This is a genomic window from Bradyrhizobium sp. cir1 (assembly GCF_014198245.1).
GTDB lineage: Bacteria > Pseudomonadota > Alphaproteobacteria > Rhizobiales > Xanthobacteraceae > Bradyrhizobium.
This window is the reverse complement of the sequence record NZ_JACIHE010000013.1, coordinates 108,917-124,670: the sequence shown is the minus strand read 5'-3', so window position 1 is coordinate 124,670 and position 15,754 is coordinate 108,917. Positions and strand designations below refer to the sequence as shown.

At 65.1% G+C, this 15,754-nt stretch carries 10 protein-coding genes; 3 read left to right on the top strand and 7 right to left on the bottom strand.

Annotated elements, in window-relative coordinates:
- The first annotated feature begins 48 nt into the window (after nt 1–48).
- The 3 genes from GGD63_RS24720 to GGD63_RS24710 all read left to right on the top strand — a co-directional run bounded on the left by GGD63_RS24720 (nt 49) and on the right by GGD63_RS24710 (nt 4,707).
- Nucleotides 49–1,308: an HlyD family secretion protein gene (locus tag GGD63_RS24720; protein ID WP_183245760.1), complete on the top strand. Its 1,260-nt coding sequence runs from the start codon at nt 49–51 to the stop codon at nt 1,306–1,308.
- Entirely contained in the window at nt 1,256–2,872 is a 1,617-nt protein-coding gene (locus GGD63_RS24715) for an MDR family MFS transporter (RefSeq protein WP_183245759.1), read from the top strand. The genes GGD63_RS24720 and GGD63_RS24715 overlap by 53 nt, the downstream gene beginning before the upstream one ends.
- Before the next feature lie 119 nt (nt 2,873–2,991).
- Nucleotides 2,992–4,707, top strand: a complete 1,716-nt coding sequence (locus GGD63_RS24710) for an ATP-dependent Clp protease adaptor ClpS (protein WP_183245758.1) — start codon at nt 2,992–2,994, stop codon at nt 4,705–4,707.
- 177 nt (nt 4,708–4,884) lie between these two features.
- On the opposite strand, the gene GGD63_RS24705 is transcribed toward GGD63_RS24710, so the two are convergent.
- The 7 genes from GGD63_RS24705 to GGD63_RS24675 all read right to left on the bottom strand — a co-directional run bounded on the left by GGD63_RS24705 (nt 4,885) and on the right by GGD63_RS24675 (nt 15,628).
- Entirely contained in the window at nt 4,885–6,546 is a 1,662-nt protein-coding gene (locus tag GGD63_RS24705; RefSeq protein WP_183245757.1) for a tannase/feruloyl esterase family alpha/beta hydrolase, read from the bottom strand.
- A gap of 92 nt (nt 6,547–6,638) precedes the next feature.
- Nucleotides 6,639–8,093: a GntP family permease gene (locus GGD63_RS24700; RefSeq protein ID WP_183245756.1), complete on the bottom strand. Its 1,455-nt coding sequence runs from the start codon at nt 8,091–8,093 to the stop codon at nt 6,639–6,641.
- Nucleotides 8,094–8,096: 3 nt separating this feature from the next.
- Nucleotides 8,097–9,116 (bottom strand): patatin-like phospholipase family protein, encoded by a 1,020-nt coding sequence (locus tag GGD63_RS24695; RefSeq protein WP_183245755.1) that lies wholly within the window; start codon nt 9,114–9,116, stop codon nt 8,097–8,099.
- A 110-nt stretch (nt 9,117–9,226) separates the two neighbouring features.
- Nucleotides 9,227–10,471, bottom strand: a complete 1,245-nt coding sequence (gene serA, locus GGD63_RS24690; protein WP_183245754.1) for a phosphoglycerate dehydrogenase — start codon at nt 10,469–10,471, stop codon at nt 9,227–9,229.
- A 309-nt stretch (nt 10,472–10,780) separates the two neighbouring features.
- Nucleotides 10,781–12,013: a rhodanese-like domain-containing protein gene (locus GGD63_RS24685; protein ID WP_183245753.1), complete on the bottom strand. Its 1,233-nt coding sequence runs from the start codon at nt 12,011–12,013 to the stop codon at nt 10,781–10,783.
- A gap of 76 nt (nt 12,014–12,089) precedes the next feature.
- Entirely contained in the window at nt 12,090–13,280 is a 1,191-nt protein-coding gene (locus tag GGD63_RS24680) for a PepSY domain-containing protein (RefSeq protein ID WP_183245752.1), read from the bottom strand.
- A gap of 2 nt (nt 13,281–13,282) precedes the next feature.
- A complete protein-coding gene (locus tag GGD63_RS24675; RefSeq protein ID WP_183245751.1) occupies nt 13,283–15,628 on the bottom strand; it encodes a TonB-dependent siderophore receptor in 2,346 nt (781 codons plus the stop codon).
- Nucleotides 15,629–15,754 lie beyond the last annotated feature (126 nt).

The window sequence follows — 15,754 nt, the reverse complement described above, 5'->3', positions numbered from 1 at the left end:
AATCCTATTTTGGAAATCGTCAAGTTTCCTAATTCAGGGGAGCCGGCCATGACCGTCCACACCACCCCATCCGCGGCCGCCCAGACCGCCGTCGCAGCAACCGCTCTGGAGGGCGTCCTGCCCGCCGCACCGGTCCAGGCAAGCCGGAAAAAGCTCAATTTTCGCAAGCTGTTGCTGATGGGAGCTGCGGCCGTCGCGCTGGCCGGCGCGAGCTGGTACGGCTACGATTACTGGACCGTCGGCCAGTACCTCGTCTCCACCGATGACGCCTATGTGAAGGCCGACAACACCACCATCGCGCCGAAGGTCAGCGGCTATCTCGACCGCGTCCTGGTCGCCGATAACGAGCATGTGAAGGCCGGCCAGATGGTGGCCCGGATCGACGACCGCGACTTCCGCGTCGCGCTCGACCAAGCCAAGGCCGACGTCGCCGCCGCGAACGCGACGGTGACGAGCAAGCAGGCCCAACTCGAGGTTCAGGAAGCGCTGATCGCCGCCGCGAAGGCGACCATCGATGTCGACAATGCCGCGAAGATTTTCGCGCAACAGGAGAACAAGCGCTACACGGATCTCGCCAGGACCGGCTATGGCAGCGTGCAGAATGCGCAGCAGGCGCAGGCGCGCGATGCCGGCGCGGACGCCGCGATCGCGCGCGACAACGCCAACCTCATCTCCGCACAGAAGCAGGTCGATCTGCTCAAGGCCGAGATCGTGCAGGCCAGGGCCGCCGCCGCGCGCGCAGCCGCGGTCCAGCAGCAGGCTGAGCTCAATCTCGGCTACACCACGATCGTCTCCCCGATTGACGGGGTCATCGGCAACCGTTCCTTGCGCGTCGGCCAGTTCGTTCAGGCGGGCACGCAGCTGATGTCGATCGTGCCGGCTGAGGGGGCCTATGTCGTCGCCAATTTCAAGGAGACGCAGCTCACGCATGTGGCACCGGGACAGGCCGTCGATATCGAGATCGACATGTTCCCGGGCCAGATCGTGCATGGTCACGTCGATTCCATCGCGCCGGCCAGCGGCCAGGAATTCGCGCTGCTGCCGCCCGACAACGCCACCGGCAATTTCACCAAGGTGGTGCAGCGCATTCCCGTGAAGATCGCGCTCGATGACAAGCATGGGCCTGCGATCGCGCTGCGGCCCGGCATGTCCGTGATTCCGACCATTGCGACACGTTCAAGCGGGCCGACCGCGAATGCGGCCGTAGCGCCCAAGACAAACGTAAAGCCAAAACTCGTTTCCGGAGGGTCGTGCCATGTCAAACAGCCTCTCACTTTCGACGCAAGCGACACCGGCCGCGACGCCTGACCGCTCCGCAAGCGATCCCAGCCGCGCGAGCCTCGCAACCTGGATCGCCGTGCTCGCGGCCATGATCGGTTCGTTCATGGCGATCCTCAACATCCAGATCACCAACGCCTCGCTGGCCAATATCGAAGGCGGCATCGGCACCGGCGCCGACAACGGTTCCTGGATCTCGACGTCGTATCTGATCGGCGAGATCATCGTGATCCCGCTGACCGACTATTTGAGCCGCGTGTTCACGTTCCGCCGCTACATGCTGGCAAGCGCAACGCTGTTCGCGGCGTTCTCGGTCGCCTGCGCCTTCACCCATGATCTGCCGTCGATGATCGCGATGCGCGGCCTGCAGGGCTTTGCCGGCGGCGTGCTGATCCCGATGGCCTTCACGCTGGTCCTGACCAAGCTGCCGAAACCGCAGCAGCCGGTCGGGCTCGCGACCTTCGCCTTGTCGGTCACCTCTGCACCGGCCATCGGCCCGACCATCGGCGGCTATCTCACGGAGACCTATGGCTGGCGCACCATCTTCTTCGTCAACGTGATCCCGACCGCCGTGATGGTCGCTGCACTCTATATGACGCTGGAGCGGCAGAAGATGCAGCTTGGTCTGTTGAAGGAAGGCGACTGGGCCGGCATCGTCACCATGGCGATCGGCCTGTCGGCGCTGCAGGCCGTGCTCGAGGAAGGCAACAAGGACGACTGGTTCTCATCGCCCTTCATCGTCAAGCTAGCGATCATCGCGGCCGTCAGCTTGACGTTGTTCGTCGCGATCGAGCTCAGCATCGAAAAGCCGCTGATCCGGCTGCGCCTCCTGACGCAGCGCAATTTCGGCTTCGGCACCATCGCGATGACGATGGTCGGCTTTGCGCTGTTCGGCTCGGTCTACATCCTGCCCGCCTATCTCGGCCAGGCGCAGGGCTACAACGCCGAGCAGATCGGCAACGTGCTGGCCTGGACCGGCCTGCCGCAGCTGGTGCTGATCCCGCTGATCCCGAAACTGATGCAGCGCTTCGACACGCGCTACATCGCCATCACCGGTCTTCTGATCTTCGCCTATAGCTGCTTCATGAACACGGCGATGTCGCCGGACTATGCCGGCGACCAGCTCTGGATTCCGAACATCGTGCGCGCGGTCGGCCAGGCCATGGTGCTGACGCCGCTGACCTCGGTGCTGACAGGCGGCATCGCGCCGCAGGATGCGGCAGCGGCCTCCGGCATCAGCAACATGTTCCGCAATCTCGGCGGCGCGATCGGCACGGCGACGCTTGCGACGATCATCACCAAGCGCGAGCAGTTCCACTCCAACATCATCGGCCATTCGGTCACGCTCGGCCGCGAGGAAGTCCGCAGCCGCATCGCCCAGATGACGGACTATTTCATGGCCCACGGCGTGCCTGATCCCAATGCCGCACGCGAGCAGGCCATCATCGCGCTCGGCAAGACGGTGAAGCGCCAGGCGCTGGTGATGGGCTATTCCGACACCTTTGCGGTGATCGGCGTGGTGCTGGTGCTCGCCGCGATCGCCGTGCTGCTGACGCGGCGCGTGAAGGCGGCGGGTGGAGGTGGTGCGCATTAAGGCCTTTTCTTCAGCTGCAATTTGTTGTGGCCGTCACGCTTGACGGCCGCCTCCTTTTATGTTCCTTATTTGTTCTATTCTAGTACTGGTTGCAGCGGAGTCATTTGCAGATGAGCAATATGCGCGGCGAGCGTGAACCGGCCCAACTCGTGATTCACAATGACGACGACACGCCGGACGAGTTCGTCATTGGCTTGCTCCGCCAGGTTTTCGGCAAGACGGAGCGCGAGGCCATCGCACTGATCACTCAGATCGAGCAGAAGGAAAAAGCCGTCTGCGGGCCTTACCCGCAATCCGTCGCGGAGGCGCTTTTCAAGTCGGCCAAGCAATATGTCTGGCTCGGCCAGCATCCTTTGAAGATCACGCTTGAAGAGATCAAGACCCCGTGTGAGCTCTGCGGCAAGCCTGAGGGACAGACCGATGTTCGCATTGGCAGCCGAACCGTTTGGCTGTGTAGCGACTGCATTCGTGCAGCAGATACCGTGAGCACGCCGGTCGAGCCGGACAAGGAGTTCGAATTCGCCTGCGACGTGCTGGACTGGCACTTTGCCGACGTCCCGCGCAGCAAGCTCGTGACCACGATCCGGCAGTTTCCGGGCCACATGCGAGTCGACGTCCAAGCGGCCATCGACCGATTGTTCAGCAATGCCGTCCGGCTGTTCGGTCTCAACGAGGAGCAGCGCTACGAGACACTGTCGATATCGCGGCTGCTGCGGGAAGGCCGCTATGCAACCGCAATTGCCCCGCTGCAATATTCCGATGTCGACATAGGCGAGAAGAGCCCGGTCAAGTGTCTGGATAACGGACTATGGCTGTGCGAGCAGGATAAGCTTCGATATGCGGTTTTGCTCTGCGCGCACCGTGAGTACAGCCGCGAGCCGGGAATTCGGATCGAGATCCTGGTGCCATCAGGCTCCGCAGGCGCGGCCCTCGTCCAGCAATGCTTCGGCGAGTTGGAAGAGGCCGTACAGGCCGCGCGGACCTATCGCGGCAAGATTCTCTCGCTCGATGCCGATTCCGATTATCGCGGCCAATCGCGTGGCATCACCGTGCATCGCTTGCCGCCGGTTGCGCGTGACGAGGTGATCCTGCCGGAGCAGACCCTGCGGCTGCTCGATCGCAATGTACTGACTTTCGTAGGCACCCGCGACCAGCTACGCCGGCTCGGCCAGTCGACGCGCAAGGGCATTTTGCTGTACGGCCCGCCCGGCACTGGCAAGACCCACACGATCCGCTATCTCGCAACCCATTTGCCCGGCCATACGACGCTGATCATCACCGCCGAGCAAATCGGCTTGCTCGGCGCCTATATGAGTCTGGCGCGACTGCTCCAGCCGTCCATGGTCGTGATCGAGGATGTCGATCTCATCGCCCGCGACCGCGACGACATGGGTCCGTGCGAGGAATCCATGTTGAACAAATTGCTCAACGAGATGGACGGGCTGAAGGAGGATGCGGACATCCTGTTCGTCCTGACCACCAATCGGCCGGAGGACCTTGAAGGAGCGCTCGCGGGCCGCCCGGGTCGCATCGATCAGGCCATTGAAGTGCCGCTTCCTGATGAAATCGGTCGTGGCAAGCTCGTCCGGCTTTATGGCAAGGGACTGCCGATTGAGGACACCGTCGTCGCCGAAGCCGCCCGACGCAGCGAAGGCACAAGCTGTGCCTTCATCAAGGAACTGATGCGGCGGCTGGCGCAAGCGAGCCTCGCGCGCGATGGCGGCAACTCCGTCATTTCCGCGGATATCGACGAAGCCCTCGATGACATGCTGTTCTCCGGCGGCCGGCTTAATGCGCGACTGCTCGGCGGCGCGCACGCGATGGCGGCAGGATGAGCGGGCGTGTTTTCCTCACCTTGCCCTTTTCCTCGCCTTACCCTTCATGGGGCGAGGGCTCTCTCACCGCTTGAGGTCGTCGAGTGGCCGGTACCCCCTCACCCGGATCGCACCGGACGATGCTTTGCGTCGCCGGGGCGATCCGACCTCTCCCCACAAGCGGGGAGAAGTGAAGGGTCACTGCGCGCAGAAATAGCTCGACGCCTCCGTCACCGGTCCCGACTTGTAGTGCGGCCAGGCCGGCCAGCGGCACAGCGGTAGCGAGCGGGCTACCGCAAACGACGGCGCTTCGACCTTCTGCTCGGTCACTTCGAGGTCGCCCGGCGCCTTGTCCTTCTCGACCCAGTCGACCAGCACGCTGAGCATGTCGACATTGGCAGGCGCCCCCGAGCCGACGTGATCGACGCCGGGCGCGGTGTAGAGCCGCGCGAACTGCGCCGTCGTCGCCGTCCCCATCAAGCGCTCGACATTCTCGAAATAGCGGATGCCGGCGTAAGGGCTTTGCGCATAGTCGGCCATGTGCTCAAGGATGATCAGCTTGCCCTTGCGCTCGCGAAAACGGCTGAGATCGGGATCGGTCGAATCCATCAGCTTGGAGACTTCGAGCAGCCGTGCCTTGTGCTCCTCCACCTTGTAGGTGGTGACGTCGAGCTTGGGATCGCGCGCGAACACATATTGAATGCCGCCGGCGCCGTAGATCCAGGCGATGCCGTTGTTGGGCGCGGGCGGTTGCGCAGGCGCTGCGGTGCCGAGCCACCAGGCGGTCCAGCCGCCGGTCGGGCCGATAGCCGGCGTGTCCTCGCCCGACACGCCCCAGCCCGGATAGTCGTCGAGCCCGTTGGCGAGCACGAACGGGAATTTGTAGATCGCGTGCAGCGTGTTGACCGCCTTGATCTGTGCATCGGTCAGGCACTGATCGCCGCTCTTGCCGGCCTCGCAGCGCAACGTCTCGACCTTGAACGCCGCCTTGCAGGTCACGGGATCCTGCACCAGCGCGTCATCGGAGCCATCAGCCTTGTCGCACGCCGCGCGCACGGCCTCGCCCACGAGCTTGACCTGCGCCGGGTTGATCCAGCCCTCGCCCATGGTCGCAAGGCCCGAGCGCGTGCCGGCATGCTGCAGGCCGACCCAGTTGATGACGGGCACGCGCGAAAAAATGCCATCGAAATCGTCGGGGTAGCGCTGCGCCATGGTCAGGCCTTCGCGGCCGCCCTCGGACGAGCCCATGAAATACATCTTCTCGGGCTTCCTGCCGTAGGCGCGCTCCATCAGCGTCACGGCCGCATCGCGGACCTTCTTGTAGGCGCGGTGGGCAAAGTTCTCGAATGCCTCGTCGTTGAGCGCGAACAGCTGCGGCGGCTCGCCCGGCCTGGTCTCGTGGCCGGAATCGGTGCCGTAAGTAACGAAGCCTCGCGCGAGCGGCGACGGCTTGTCGAAGGGATAGGCCGGCGGCAGCGCGAGGCCGGTGATCAGCACGCCGTTGAAGCCGCCGCCACCATATTGCACCGAGCGCCCGTTCCACTCGACGGGCAGGTTGACCTGGAATTTGATCGGCGGCGCCTTGGGATCGACCGGGTCGATATGGCCGAGCACCTTGCAGAAGCCGGGATTGGCGGGCGTGATCCGCCCCGACGGCGTCGGGCCGCGCTCGGCAACCGCGAGCGGCGACGGCGACTGAAACGTCGCGGCATCGATCTTCACGGCATCGGTGCCGCCGATCAGCCCCTTGCAGACCGTCTCGGCATCCTCCGCCAGCGTCAGCGCCGACGCGCTGTGCCCGCTCAAGGCAGCCACGGTCCCCACGAGCAATGCAGATAGTTTCGCCCTGTTTCGCCTCATCGTTTCCACCCGGCTTGTTCTGTTGCGTTCGAAAGTTGGCCGCATTCAATGCAACCTTCGCCCGTCCGTCAATCGCTGACGCCGGCTTTCCGTCATAACGATCCCAGCGCGCTGCCCAGGGCAATCACGGCCACCAGCGCCAGGAGCGAGGTCACGATGCCGACCATGACGATGTCGAAATAGCTGTCGCGATGCGTCAGGCCGCAGATCGCGAGCAGGCTGACCACCGCGCCGTTGTGCGGCAGGATATCCAGCGTTCCCGCGCCGATCACCGCCACGCGATGCATCAGCGCAAGGTTGATGCCGGTGCGCGCGGCAAGTTCGACATAGGTCGGGCCGAGAGCGTCGAGGGCGATGGTCAGGCCACCCGACGCCGACCCGGTCAGCGCGGCAAGGATGTTGGTCGCGACAGCGAGCGAGACCAGCGGCCCGCCTTCGATTGCCAGCACCCAGTCGCGCACGATCGTGAACGCCGGCAGCGAGGCGACGACGGCGCCGAATCCGACGAGGCTGGCAACGCTGAACGCAGGCAGGACCGACGCATTGGCCCCGGCATCCATGGTTCGGCGCAGCGCCGGCAGGCGCGCCCAGTTCAGGGCGATGGTGGTGACGATGGCAGCAGCCAGCGCAACCGTGACCGACCACACACCCGCGACGGCCGCGAGCGACGTATCGCCAAAACGCTGCTCGGCGAGATAGCTGACATCGAGCCGCGGCAGCACCACGAGCGACATCATCAGATTCACGGTGACGACGACGACCAGCGGCGCGATGGCGTTCAGCACCGGCGATGGCCGGTCGCTGCGATGACCGTGCTGGAGTTCCGCCGGATCGAACTCGCGCGCGGTCGTTGCGCGCTCGCGCACGAACTCGTCGGCGGCGGCCTGCTCGATCGCGCCCTCTGCGTCGTCACCGTAGCCTTCGCCGGCGCGGCGCGCGGCCGCTTCGGCGCGATGCAGCCACCACAATCCCGCGCCGAGCATGATCAGGGACGCAACGATGCCGAGGCCCGGCGCCGCGAACGGCGTCGTGCCGAAGAACGGCATCGGGATCGCATTCTGGATTGACGGCGTGCCCGGCAAGGCCGACATCGTGAAGGTCGACGTTCCCAGCACGATCGCGGCTGGGATCAGACGGCGCGGAATCGAAGCCGCGCGAAACAGCGAACGGGCCATGGGAACGATGACGAAGAACGCAACGAACAGGCTGACGCCGCCATAGGTCACCAGCGCGCCGGCAAGCACGACCGCCAGGATCACGCGCCGTTCGCCGAGGCGTTCCGCCATAAAGCCTGCGACCGACGTCACCGCGCCGCTGTCGTCCATCAACTTGCCGAAGACGGCGCCAAGCAGGAAGATCGGGAAGAACTGCGCCAGAAACCCGGCTGCGTTCACCATGAACACCTGGGTCAGGTTCGCGAGCAGCGGCTCACCGCCGAACAGCGCGGCAACGAGTGCGGCGAACGGCGCGAGCAGCAGGACGCTCCAGCCGCGGAAGGCGAACAGAACGAGCAGGCCGAGCCCGACGAGGAGGCCGAGGAGACCCATGCCTCAGCACTCCGACAGGAGGACGTCGAGATCGGCGGTCGAACGACAGCCGATATCCGCGCCGTGCTCGGCGAGGAAGTCGTCCGCGGCCATGCGCCCCTCCGCCCGCAGCATCGAGACGAACTCCCACTCCGCGTTGAGCTTCGAGGACGCACCGAACTTCGCCAGCATGTCGCTCTTGATCCGGTGTGTCCGCATCTTCGCCCAGCGCGCGCCCTCGCCGCTGCCGGGATCGGCCGCCTGGCGCAGCAGCGCGATCATGCGTAGCTCCTTCATCAGCGGCGAGTTGAAGGAGATTTCGTTGAGCCGGTTGAGGATCTCCGCAGCCGTCCGCGGTTCCTCCGGCCGCTCGGTCGGATTGATCTGGACGAGAATGGTGTCATGCGCGTCGCTTTCGCGGACCAGCGGCGTGATCGTCGGGTTACCGGCGAAGCCGCCGTCCCAATAGGGCTCGCCGTCGATCTCGATTGCGCGGAACATGGTCGGCAGGCAGGCCGATGCCAGCAGCACATCAGCCGTGATCTCCGCATTGCGGAAGATACGGCCGCGACCGGTGCGTACCCGCGTCGCGGTGATGAACAGCTGGATCGGCGAGCGCACGAGGCGTTCGAAATCGATGCTCTCGGCCAGCACCGCGCGCAGCGGATTGTAGCCGGTCGGATTGAGATCGTAGGGCGACAGCACACGCGACATCAGGTCGGTGAGGATGTAGAAGGGCGACGTATCGAGGGTCCAGCGCCCCATCAAGCGGTCGAGCGGCGAGCGTTGCAGCAGACTGAAGGCCGCGGCCTTCGAAACACGGCGCCAGTATTGCTCGAGCGCCTCGCGCGCGCCCTCGGCGCCGCCAGCCGTCCAGCCGTCCGCCAGGACCGCCGCATTCATCGCGCCCGCGGAGGTTCCGGAGATCGCGGCGATGCTGAGCCAGTTTTCCTCCAGCAGGCGATCAAGTACGCCCCAGGAGAAGGCGCCGTGCGAACCGCCGCCCTGCAGCGCGAGATCGATCAGTACGGCGTCCCGTTTCATGGCGGACACTCACGCAACTGAAGCTCGAATTCGACGCGAGTGGAACACGTCGAATTCGACCGCAGTGTGGGAGCAACGGCCGCAAGATGCAACCGGAACGTGGCAGCAGTCTAGTGCTCGAACACCAGCCGCGCGCCGACCGTCCCCTCGAGCGCGCGGATTTGCGCAAGCAGCTCGCCCGAATCCTGGCCGCCAAGATCGGCATCGAGCACGACGTAGCCGAGGTCGCCGGCGGTCTCCAGATATTGCGCGGCGATGTTGATCTCGCGCTGGAGGAACACCTCATTCAGCCGCCGCAGCATGCCGGGCACGTTGCGATGGACGTGGCTGAAGCGCGCGCCGGAGGGACGCAGGTGCAGCTGCACTTCCGGGAAATTCACCGCGCCCATGGTCGAACCGGTGATGAAATAGTCGACCAGCTTGCGCGCGACCTCGCCGCCGATGCGCTCCTGCGCCTCCTCGGTCGAGCCTCCGACATGCGGCGTGAGGATGACGTTGTTGAGGCCCTGCACAGGGCTCTTGAATCGCTCGGAATTCGAGGACGGCTCGACCGGAAACACGTCGATCGCGGCGCCGGCGATGTGACCGTCGCGCAACGCGGCCGCGAGCGCATCGAGATCGACCACGGTACCGCGGCTGTTGTTGATCAGGAACGAGCCCGGCTTCATCGCCCTCAGCTCCTTCTCGCCGATCATGCCTGATGTCTCCGGCGTTTCCGGAACATGCAGGCTGACGATGTCGCTCTGCGCCAGCAGCTCTTCGAGCTTCTCGACCGGCTCGGTGTTGCCGTGGCGGAGCTTGTCGGTGCGGTCGTAGAAGATCACGCGCATGCCCATGGCTTCGGCCAGCGTCGAGAGCTGCGAGCCGATATTGCCGTAGCCGACGATGCCGAGGGTGCGGCCGCGCACTTCGCGGCTGCCGGCCGCGGACTTGTCCCAGCCGCCCGCATGGGCCGACACGGAGCGCGGAAAGATCTGCCGCAGCAGCATCACGATCTCGCCGATCACGAGCTCGGCGACGCTGCGCGTGTTCGAGAACGGCGCGTTGAACACGGGAATACCGCGCTTGCGCGCCGCCAGCAGATCGACCTGGTTGGTGCCGACGCTGAAGCAGCCGACTGCGAGCAGCTGATCGGCGGCGGCGAGCACGTCGTCGGTGATCTGGGTGCGCGAGCGGATGCCGAGCAGCGACACACCCTTGATCGCCTGGTGCAGCGCCTCGCCGTCCAGCGCCTTGGTCAGCCGCTCGACATTGATGAAACCGGCACTCCTGAACAGGTCCACAGCGCTGTCATTGACGCCTTCGAGCAGAAGCGCCTTCGCGGTCCGCTCAGGGCTTTGGCCTGGGGCTGGCATAGAATCTCCTAAGAATGGCGGCTTTGCTGCAGCTCATAGACCGCGGACGGTGCACAGCACAATAGGGTTCGGATACGGGGAGAAGATGGCGGGGCGATGGGTGTGCTTGGTGTACCAGACGCACTATTCTCTATCCCCGTCATCCTGAGGCGCGAGGCGTGCGGTGCAGAGCACCGCACGGGGAGCCTCGAAGGATGAACGGCCCCGATGCAGCCGGGCCGTCGCCCTTCGAGGGCCGCTAAGAAGCGGCCACCTCAGGGTGACGGTGATGGAGTAGCGCTCGGACCAAGAGTCCGCTCTGCGCCCCCCTCAAATCACATAAAACCCGTGTGTCCCGTCAAGGCGGAGCTGCTCGACGAGACCGTATTCCCAGTCGAGATAGGCCTGCATCGCGGCTTGCGCAACATCGGTGCCCTCATAGGGACGGCGGTAACGGTGGGCCGGGTCGGGCTTCGGCAGCACCAGCGGCGGGCCGACGTCCAGCGTGCCGTCATAGCCGCCCTCGCGCACATAGACCTCCCAGCCCATCTGCGCGAGCCAGGACGCCGTCATGTCGGCGCGAACGCTCTTGTCGTCAGTCAGGACAATGCGCGCGCCGCGCACCGGCGCGGCCATGTCGGTTTCCTGAACCAGCTGGCCGCCCGGATAATGACGGAAGCCCGGCAGATGGCCGGCGGCATATTCCTCGGCGTCGCGCACGTCGAAGCGGTAGAGCGTGCGATCGGTCTCTGCGAGCAGCGCCGCCATCTCGCCCGCACCGATGTGGCGGACACCGGCGCGATAGGCGACGTCGCGGGCATTGGCCGGACCGCCCTCGAACGATCCGATCGCGCCGCGCCGGTCGGCACCGTGATTGAGTGCATGCCGCGCCAGCGTCCAGCCGATCGTGCCGTTGCGCAGCGCGCGCACCTTGTTCGGCACGCCGGCGTTGATCAGCGACTGGGTGCCGATAATCGAGCGGGTGCGGCCGGCGCAATTGACGATGATGGTGGTTTCAGGGTCGGGCGCGGCCTGGCCTGCGCGCAGCACCAGCTCCGCGCCGGGCACGCTGACCGAGCCCGGGATGTTCATGGTCGCGTATTCGTCGAAGCGGCGGACGTCGAGGATGGCGATGTTGGCCTTGTCCGCGATGAGCTTGGCCACTTCATCGGCACTGAGCGAGGGCGTATGGCGGCGCGCCTCGACCAGTTCACCAAAGGCCTTGGAGTACGAGTTGACGTCCTCGAACATTTGATAGCCCGCATCGCGCCAGGCCGTCAGCCCGCCGTCAAGCGCGCTGATATTGCTGTAGCCGAGCGCCACAAGGCGTTCGGCGCCGGTCGCCACCAGCCCCTCGCCGTCATCATAGAGCACGATCGCCACGTCCTTGCGCGGTAGCCGCGCCTCGGCCTCAATCGCGATCCGGTCCGCGGCCATGTTGGCGGCGAACAGCGGATGGCCCGTGGCAAAGCCAGCCTCGTGCCTGAGATCGAGCAACGCAATCTCCTCGCGCAGCAGCAGCGCGCGGCGGACATCGGCGGGGATGACGGTGGGGAGCTTCATGGCGAAAACCCTGACAAGGACGTGCCATGGCTTTTGAACGATTGTCGAGGTGTTGGCTAGCCTCTCCGGCAGCAACTCACTCGCCCGGAACGAGCCGCCCGAGCGGCGGCTGCGCCGGGCGCCGCAGCCTGCGGCGCGACAGATAGAGCAAAATGCCGGTGACCGAGAACAGCGGCATCAGGGCCGCGGCGATCATGAACGCGAGCTTGCCGGGCCAGCCCAGGACCGCGCCGCGATGGATATCGAGCACGTTGGCGATGATCTTCTCGCCGAAGGTCTTGTCGGAATAGCGCTCCGCGGAGACCAGCTGACCGGTGACGGCATCGATGCGGAATTCATCGCGCGTGGTGTCGAGCGTCGAATCCTTCCCCCACGACCGAATCCGTATCACGGTGCCGGGGCTGGGCGGCAGCGTCAGCAGAGCCCTGGCAAAGCGGTCGCCCTCCTCGCGGCGGAACGTCGTCCAGGCCTGGTCGAACCCGATCGGCTGGGCCGGCTCGGAGCGGGCCGCCGCACGCGGCGCCTTTGCGGACATTTTTGGCTGCATCTTCGCCGCAGAGACTTCTGGACGCGACAGCAACCAGACGACGCCGTCCTTGTACCAGTCGAACGAGTACCACAGGCCCGTGAGCGTCATCACCAGATAGACCGGAAGAGCCCAGGTGCCGATGACCGCATGCAGCGAGCGATGCAGCCCGCGCCCGCTGAGACCGAGATTCGGTTTGAGCCACAGCTTCACACTGCGCGCGCGGCGGGGCCAGCGCAGCACGAGGCCCGAGACCAGCATGACGATCAGGCCAAGCGCGGCGACACCGGTGATCTGGCGGCCCCAGCCCTTGGCATCGCCGGGGATCAGCAGCCAGCGATGCAGCTTCCGAACCGTCGCAAAAAACTCCTCGCCGCGAGGCGCACCCAGCACGTGCACATCATATGGGTCGACATAGAGCGAATTCGGCCGCGTGCCCTGCTCGTCGCGCGCGAAGCGGACCCGCACGGCAGCAGCCGGATCGCTCGACAGCATGACGGCTGAGACCTGGCCAACATCCTGCCCCGCCTTCAGCCGCGCGACCAGCTCGTCCGGCATCAGCGGCGGCATCTCGCGCGGCGCGACCTGCGTGATGCCGGCGTTGAGATGATCGACGATCTCGTCCTCAAAACTCATGACCGCGCCGGTCAGCGCGATCAGCGCAAGCAGCAGCGCGAGCACCAAGCCCGCGATGGAATGGACCTGGAGCAGAGCGGCCTTGATGGTGTGCCCCAGCCGCATGGCTAGAACTTCACCGTCGCCGACAGCGAGAAACGTCGGGCATCGCCGATCGCGACGTTCAAAGCGTTCCCGGTGCTGGACGTATAGTAGAGCTTGTCGAACAGGTTCTTGACGTTGAACTGATAGGTCACCGGCAGATTGTCGATTTTCGTGTCGTAGGTCGCAAAGATGTCCGCGACGGTATAGGCCGGCAGGAAGAACTTGTTGGCGGAGTCGCCCGGCCGGTCGCCGACATAGCGTGCGCCGCCGCCGAGCCGCAGACGTCCGGGCAACCGCTCGCCGAAATCGTAGACGAGATAGAGCGAGGCCGTGTTCATCGCGGCGTTCAGGAGCTTGGCATTGCCGACGGTGGGATCGTTGATCAGCCGCGCATCGGTATAGCCGTAGCTTCCGATCACGCTCCATTCATCGGTCAGTCTGCCGGTGACATCCAGTTCGACACCGCGCGACCGCGCTGCGCCGGAGGTGCGCGCCGCCGACTTGCCGCCGCCGATGTCATCTATCACCAGCACGTTCTTCTTCTGGATGTCGTAAACGGCCAAAGTGCCCGACAAGCGCTTGTTGACGTCAAATTTCAGGCCCGTCTCCCACTGAGTTCCCTCTTCGGCGGCAAAGCTGGAGTCGACTACGAAGCCGGCGGGAGCACCGGAGAAAGGCGCGATGGTCGAGGTCGGCTTCAGCGACTGCGTGTAGCTCACGTAATACGAGAGTTGGTCGTTCAGCTTGAAGATGATGCCGCCGAGCGGCAGCACCTTGTCTCCCGCCAGATTTGTGTTCGTGATGAAGTTCGGCCGGCCCTTTCCGGCGAGCTGCTCGTATTCCATCCAGCGAACGCCGCCGACCACCGCCAGCCAGTTGGTCAGGTGGAACGTGTCCTGGGCGAAGAAGCTGCGGGTGCCGAGCTTGTCGGTCTGCTCGCTGTCGGTTGCCGAGACGGTCGTGCCCGGCACAACCAGCCCGTAGACCGGATTGTAGAAATTGAAGCTCGGGGTCGCCTGGCGAATCAAATCGTGGCGATCGATCGTGCGATACAGCGCCTCGCCCCCGAACAGGATCTCGTTGCGGAAGCCGCCCAGCCAGACGTCACCCTGCAGATAGGAGGTGCCGTAACTGGCGTTGCTCAGCGAGTTCTGGGTGCCGTCGTTGCTGCGGGTCTCGACGCCGGTTTTGGCGTTGACGCCGGTAATACGCAGCTGATTGGCGCTGTAGGTTTCGGTGTTGTAGCTGTAGGCCGCCGTGACCTTCCAATTGTCGTCGAGCTTCTGCTCGACCGAGCCCTGGATCAGGTCGGAGGTGCCCCACATGTTGTTGAAGGGCTCATCGAGCCGGCGCGTCTTCGGGATCGCCAGCGGAGCGCCGTTGACGAAGGCCGTGCCGCGGTCGAACGGATAGATGAACTCGCGGTGTTCGTAAGTGAGCTGAACCGTCGTGGTGTCGCCATACCAGGCGAGCGACGGGTTCACCAGCATCTCGCGGTGGCGGCCGAAATTCCGCCAATAGTCCTCGCTGACGCCATAGCCGATGAAGCGATAGGCGAGACCGCCGTCGCCGATCGGACCGGTGATGTCGAGCGTGCCGTCGGCACCGCTGCGGTTGTTCGCGTAGGTCGAGCCGAGCAGCGTGACCGAGCCGTGCTGATAGAGCTCCGGACGCTTGCTGACGGTGTTGACGATGCCACCGGGATCCATGATGCCGTAGAGCAGCGAGGCCGGCCCCTTCAGCACCTCGACGCTTTCGACCGCGGCATTGAGGCTGCGGCCCTGCACCAGCGGCATGCCGTTGCGCATGATCGAGCCGTCGCGATTGTCGCCGAAACCGCGGCGGATTACGGCGTCCTGGGTGCCGGCGAGCGTGTTGGTCTGAGTAATCCCGCTGATGTTGATCAGCGCATCGTCGATGTTGCGCGGGAGCTGATCCTTTAACACCTGCTCGGGCACGATGTTGACGGACTGCGAGGTGTCGAGCGGCGAGGCGCCGCTGCGCAGCGTGGTCGCGCTCGGCATCGCACGGTAGCCGAGCTTTGCGGCCTGTTGTGCAGCGGCTTCTGCGGCGGCGCGCTCCGAGAGCGTCGGCACCGCAGGCGCGGCCGTGGCATTGCGACTGCGCTGGCGCGCGGCGGCTTGCGTGCGGCGTGGAGACCCCTCCGATGCCCGCGCCGGCTTCGGCCGTGGCGCTGGAGCTTCTACCGTCACCGGCGGCAGAGCCGATTGCGCCTGCGCGCTCGTCGTGATGGAGGGATATTCGATGAGCAGCACCGCTGCTCCCATGAGAAGACCTGCGCGGCTCTTGCCGGCACGAGTTCGATGGCCGCTGTCGCGTTGGCCATCCACGAAGGCACGCACTTTCATTCCACTTCAAGTCAAGAACGTTGAAGTGTGCGCCTGTAACAGTCGCCGCAATCGAAGAGAACCGGAGCGGGGCTTGAATCGCTCTAGTATTGAATGGTTCTAAGCGAAGGGAGCGCTGGGCATCAA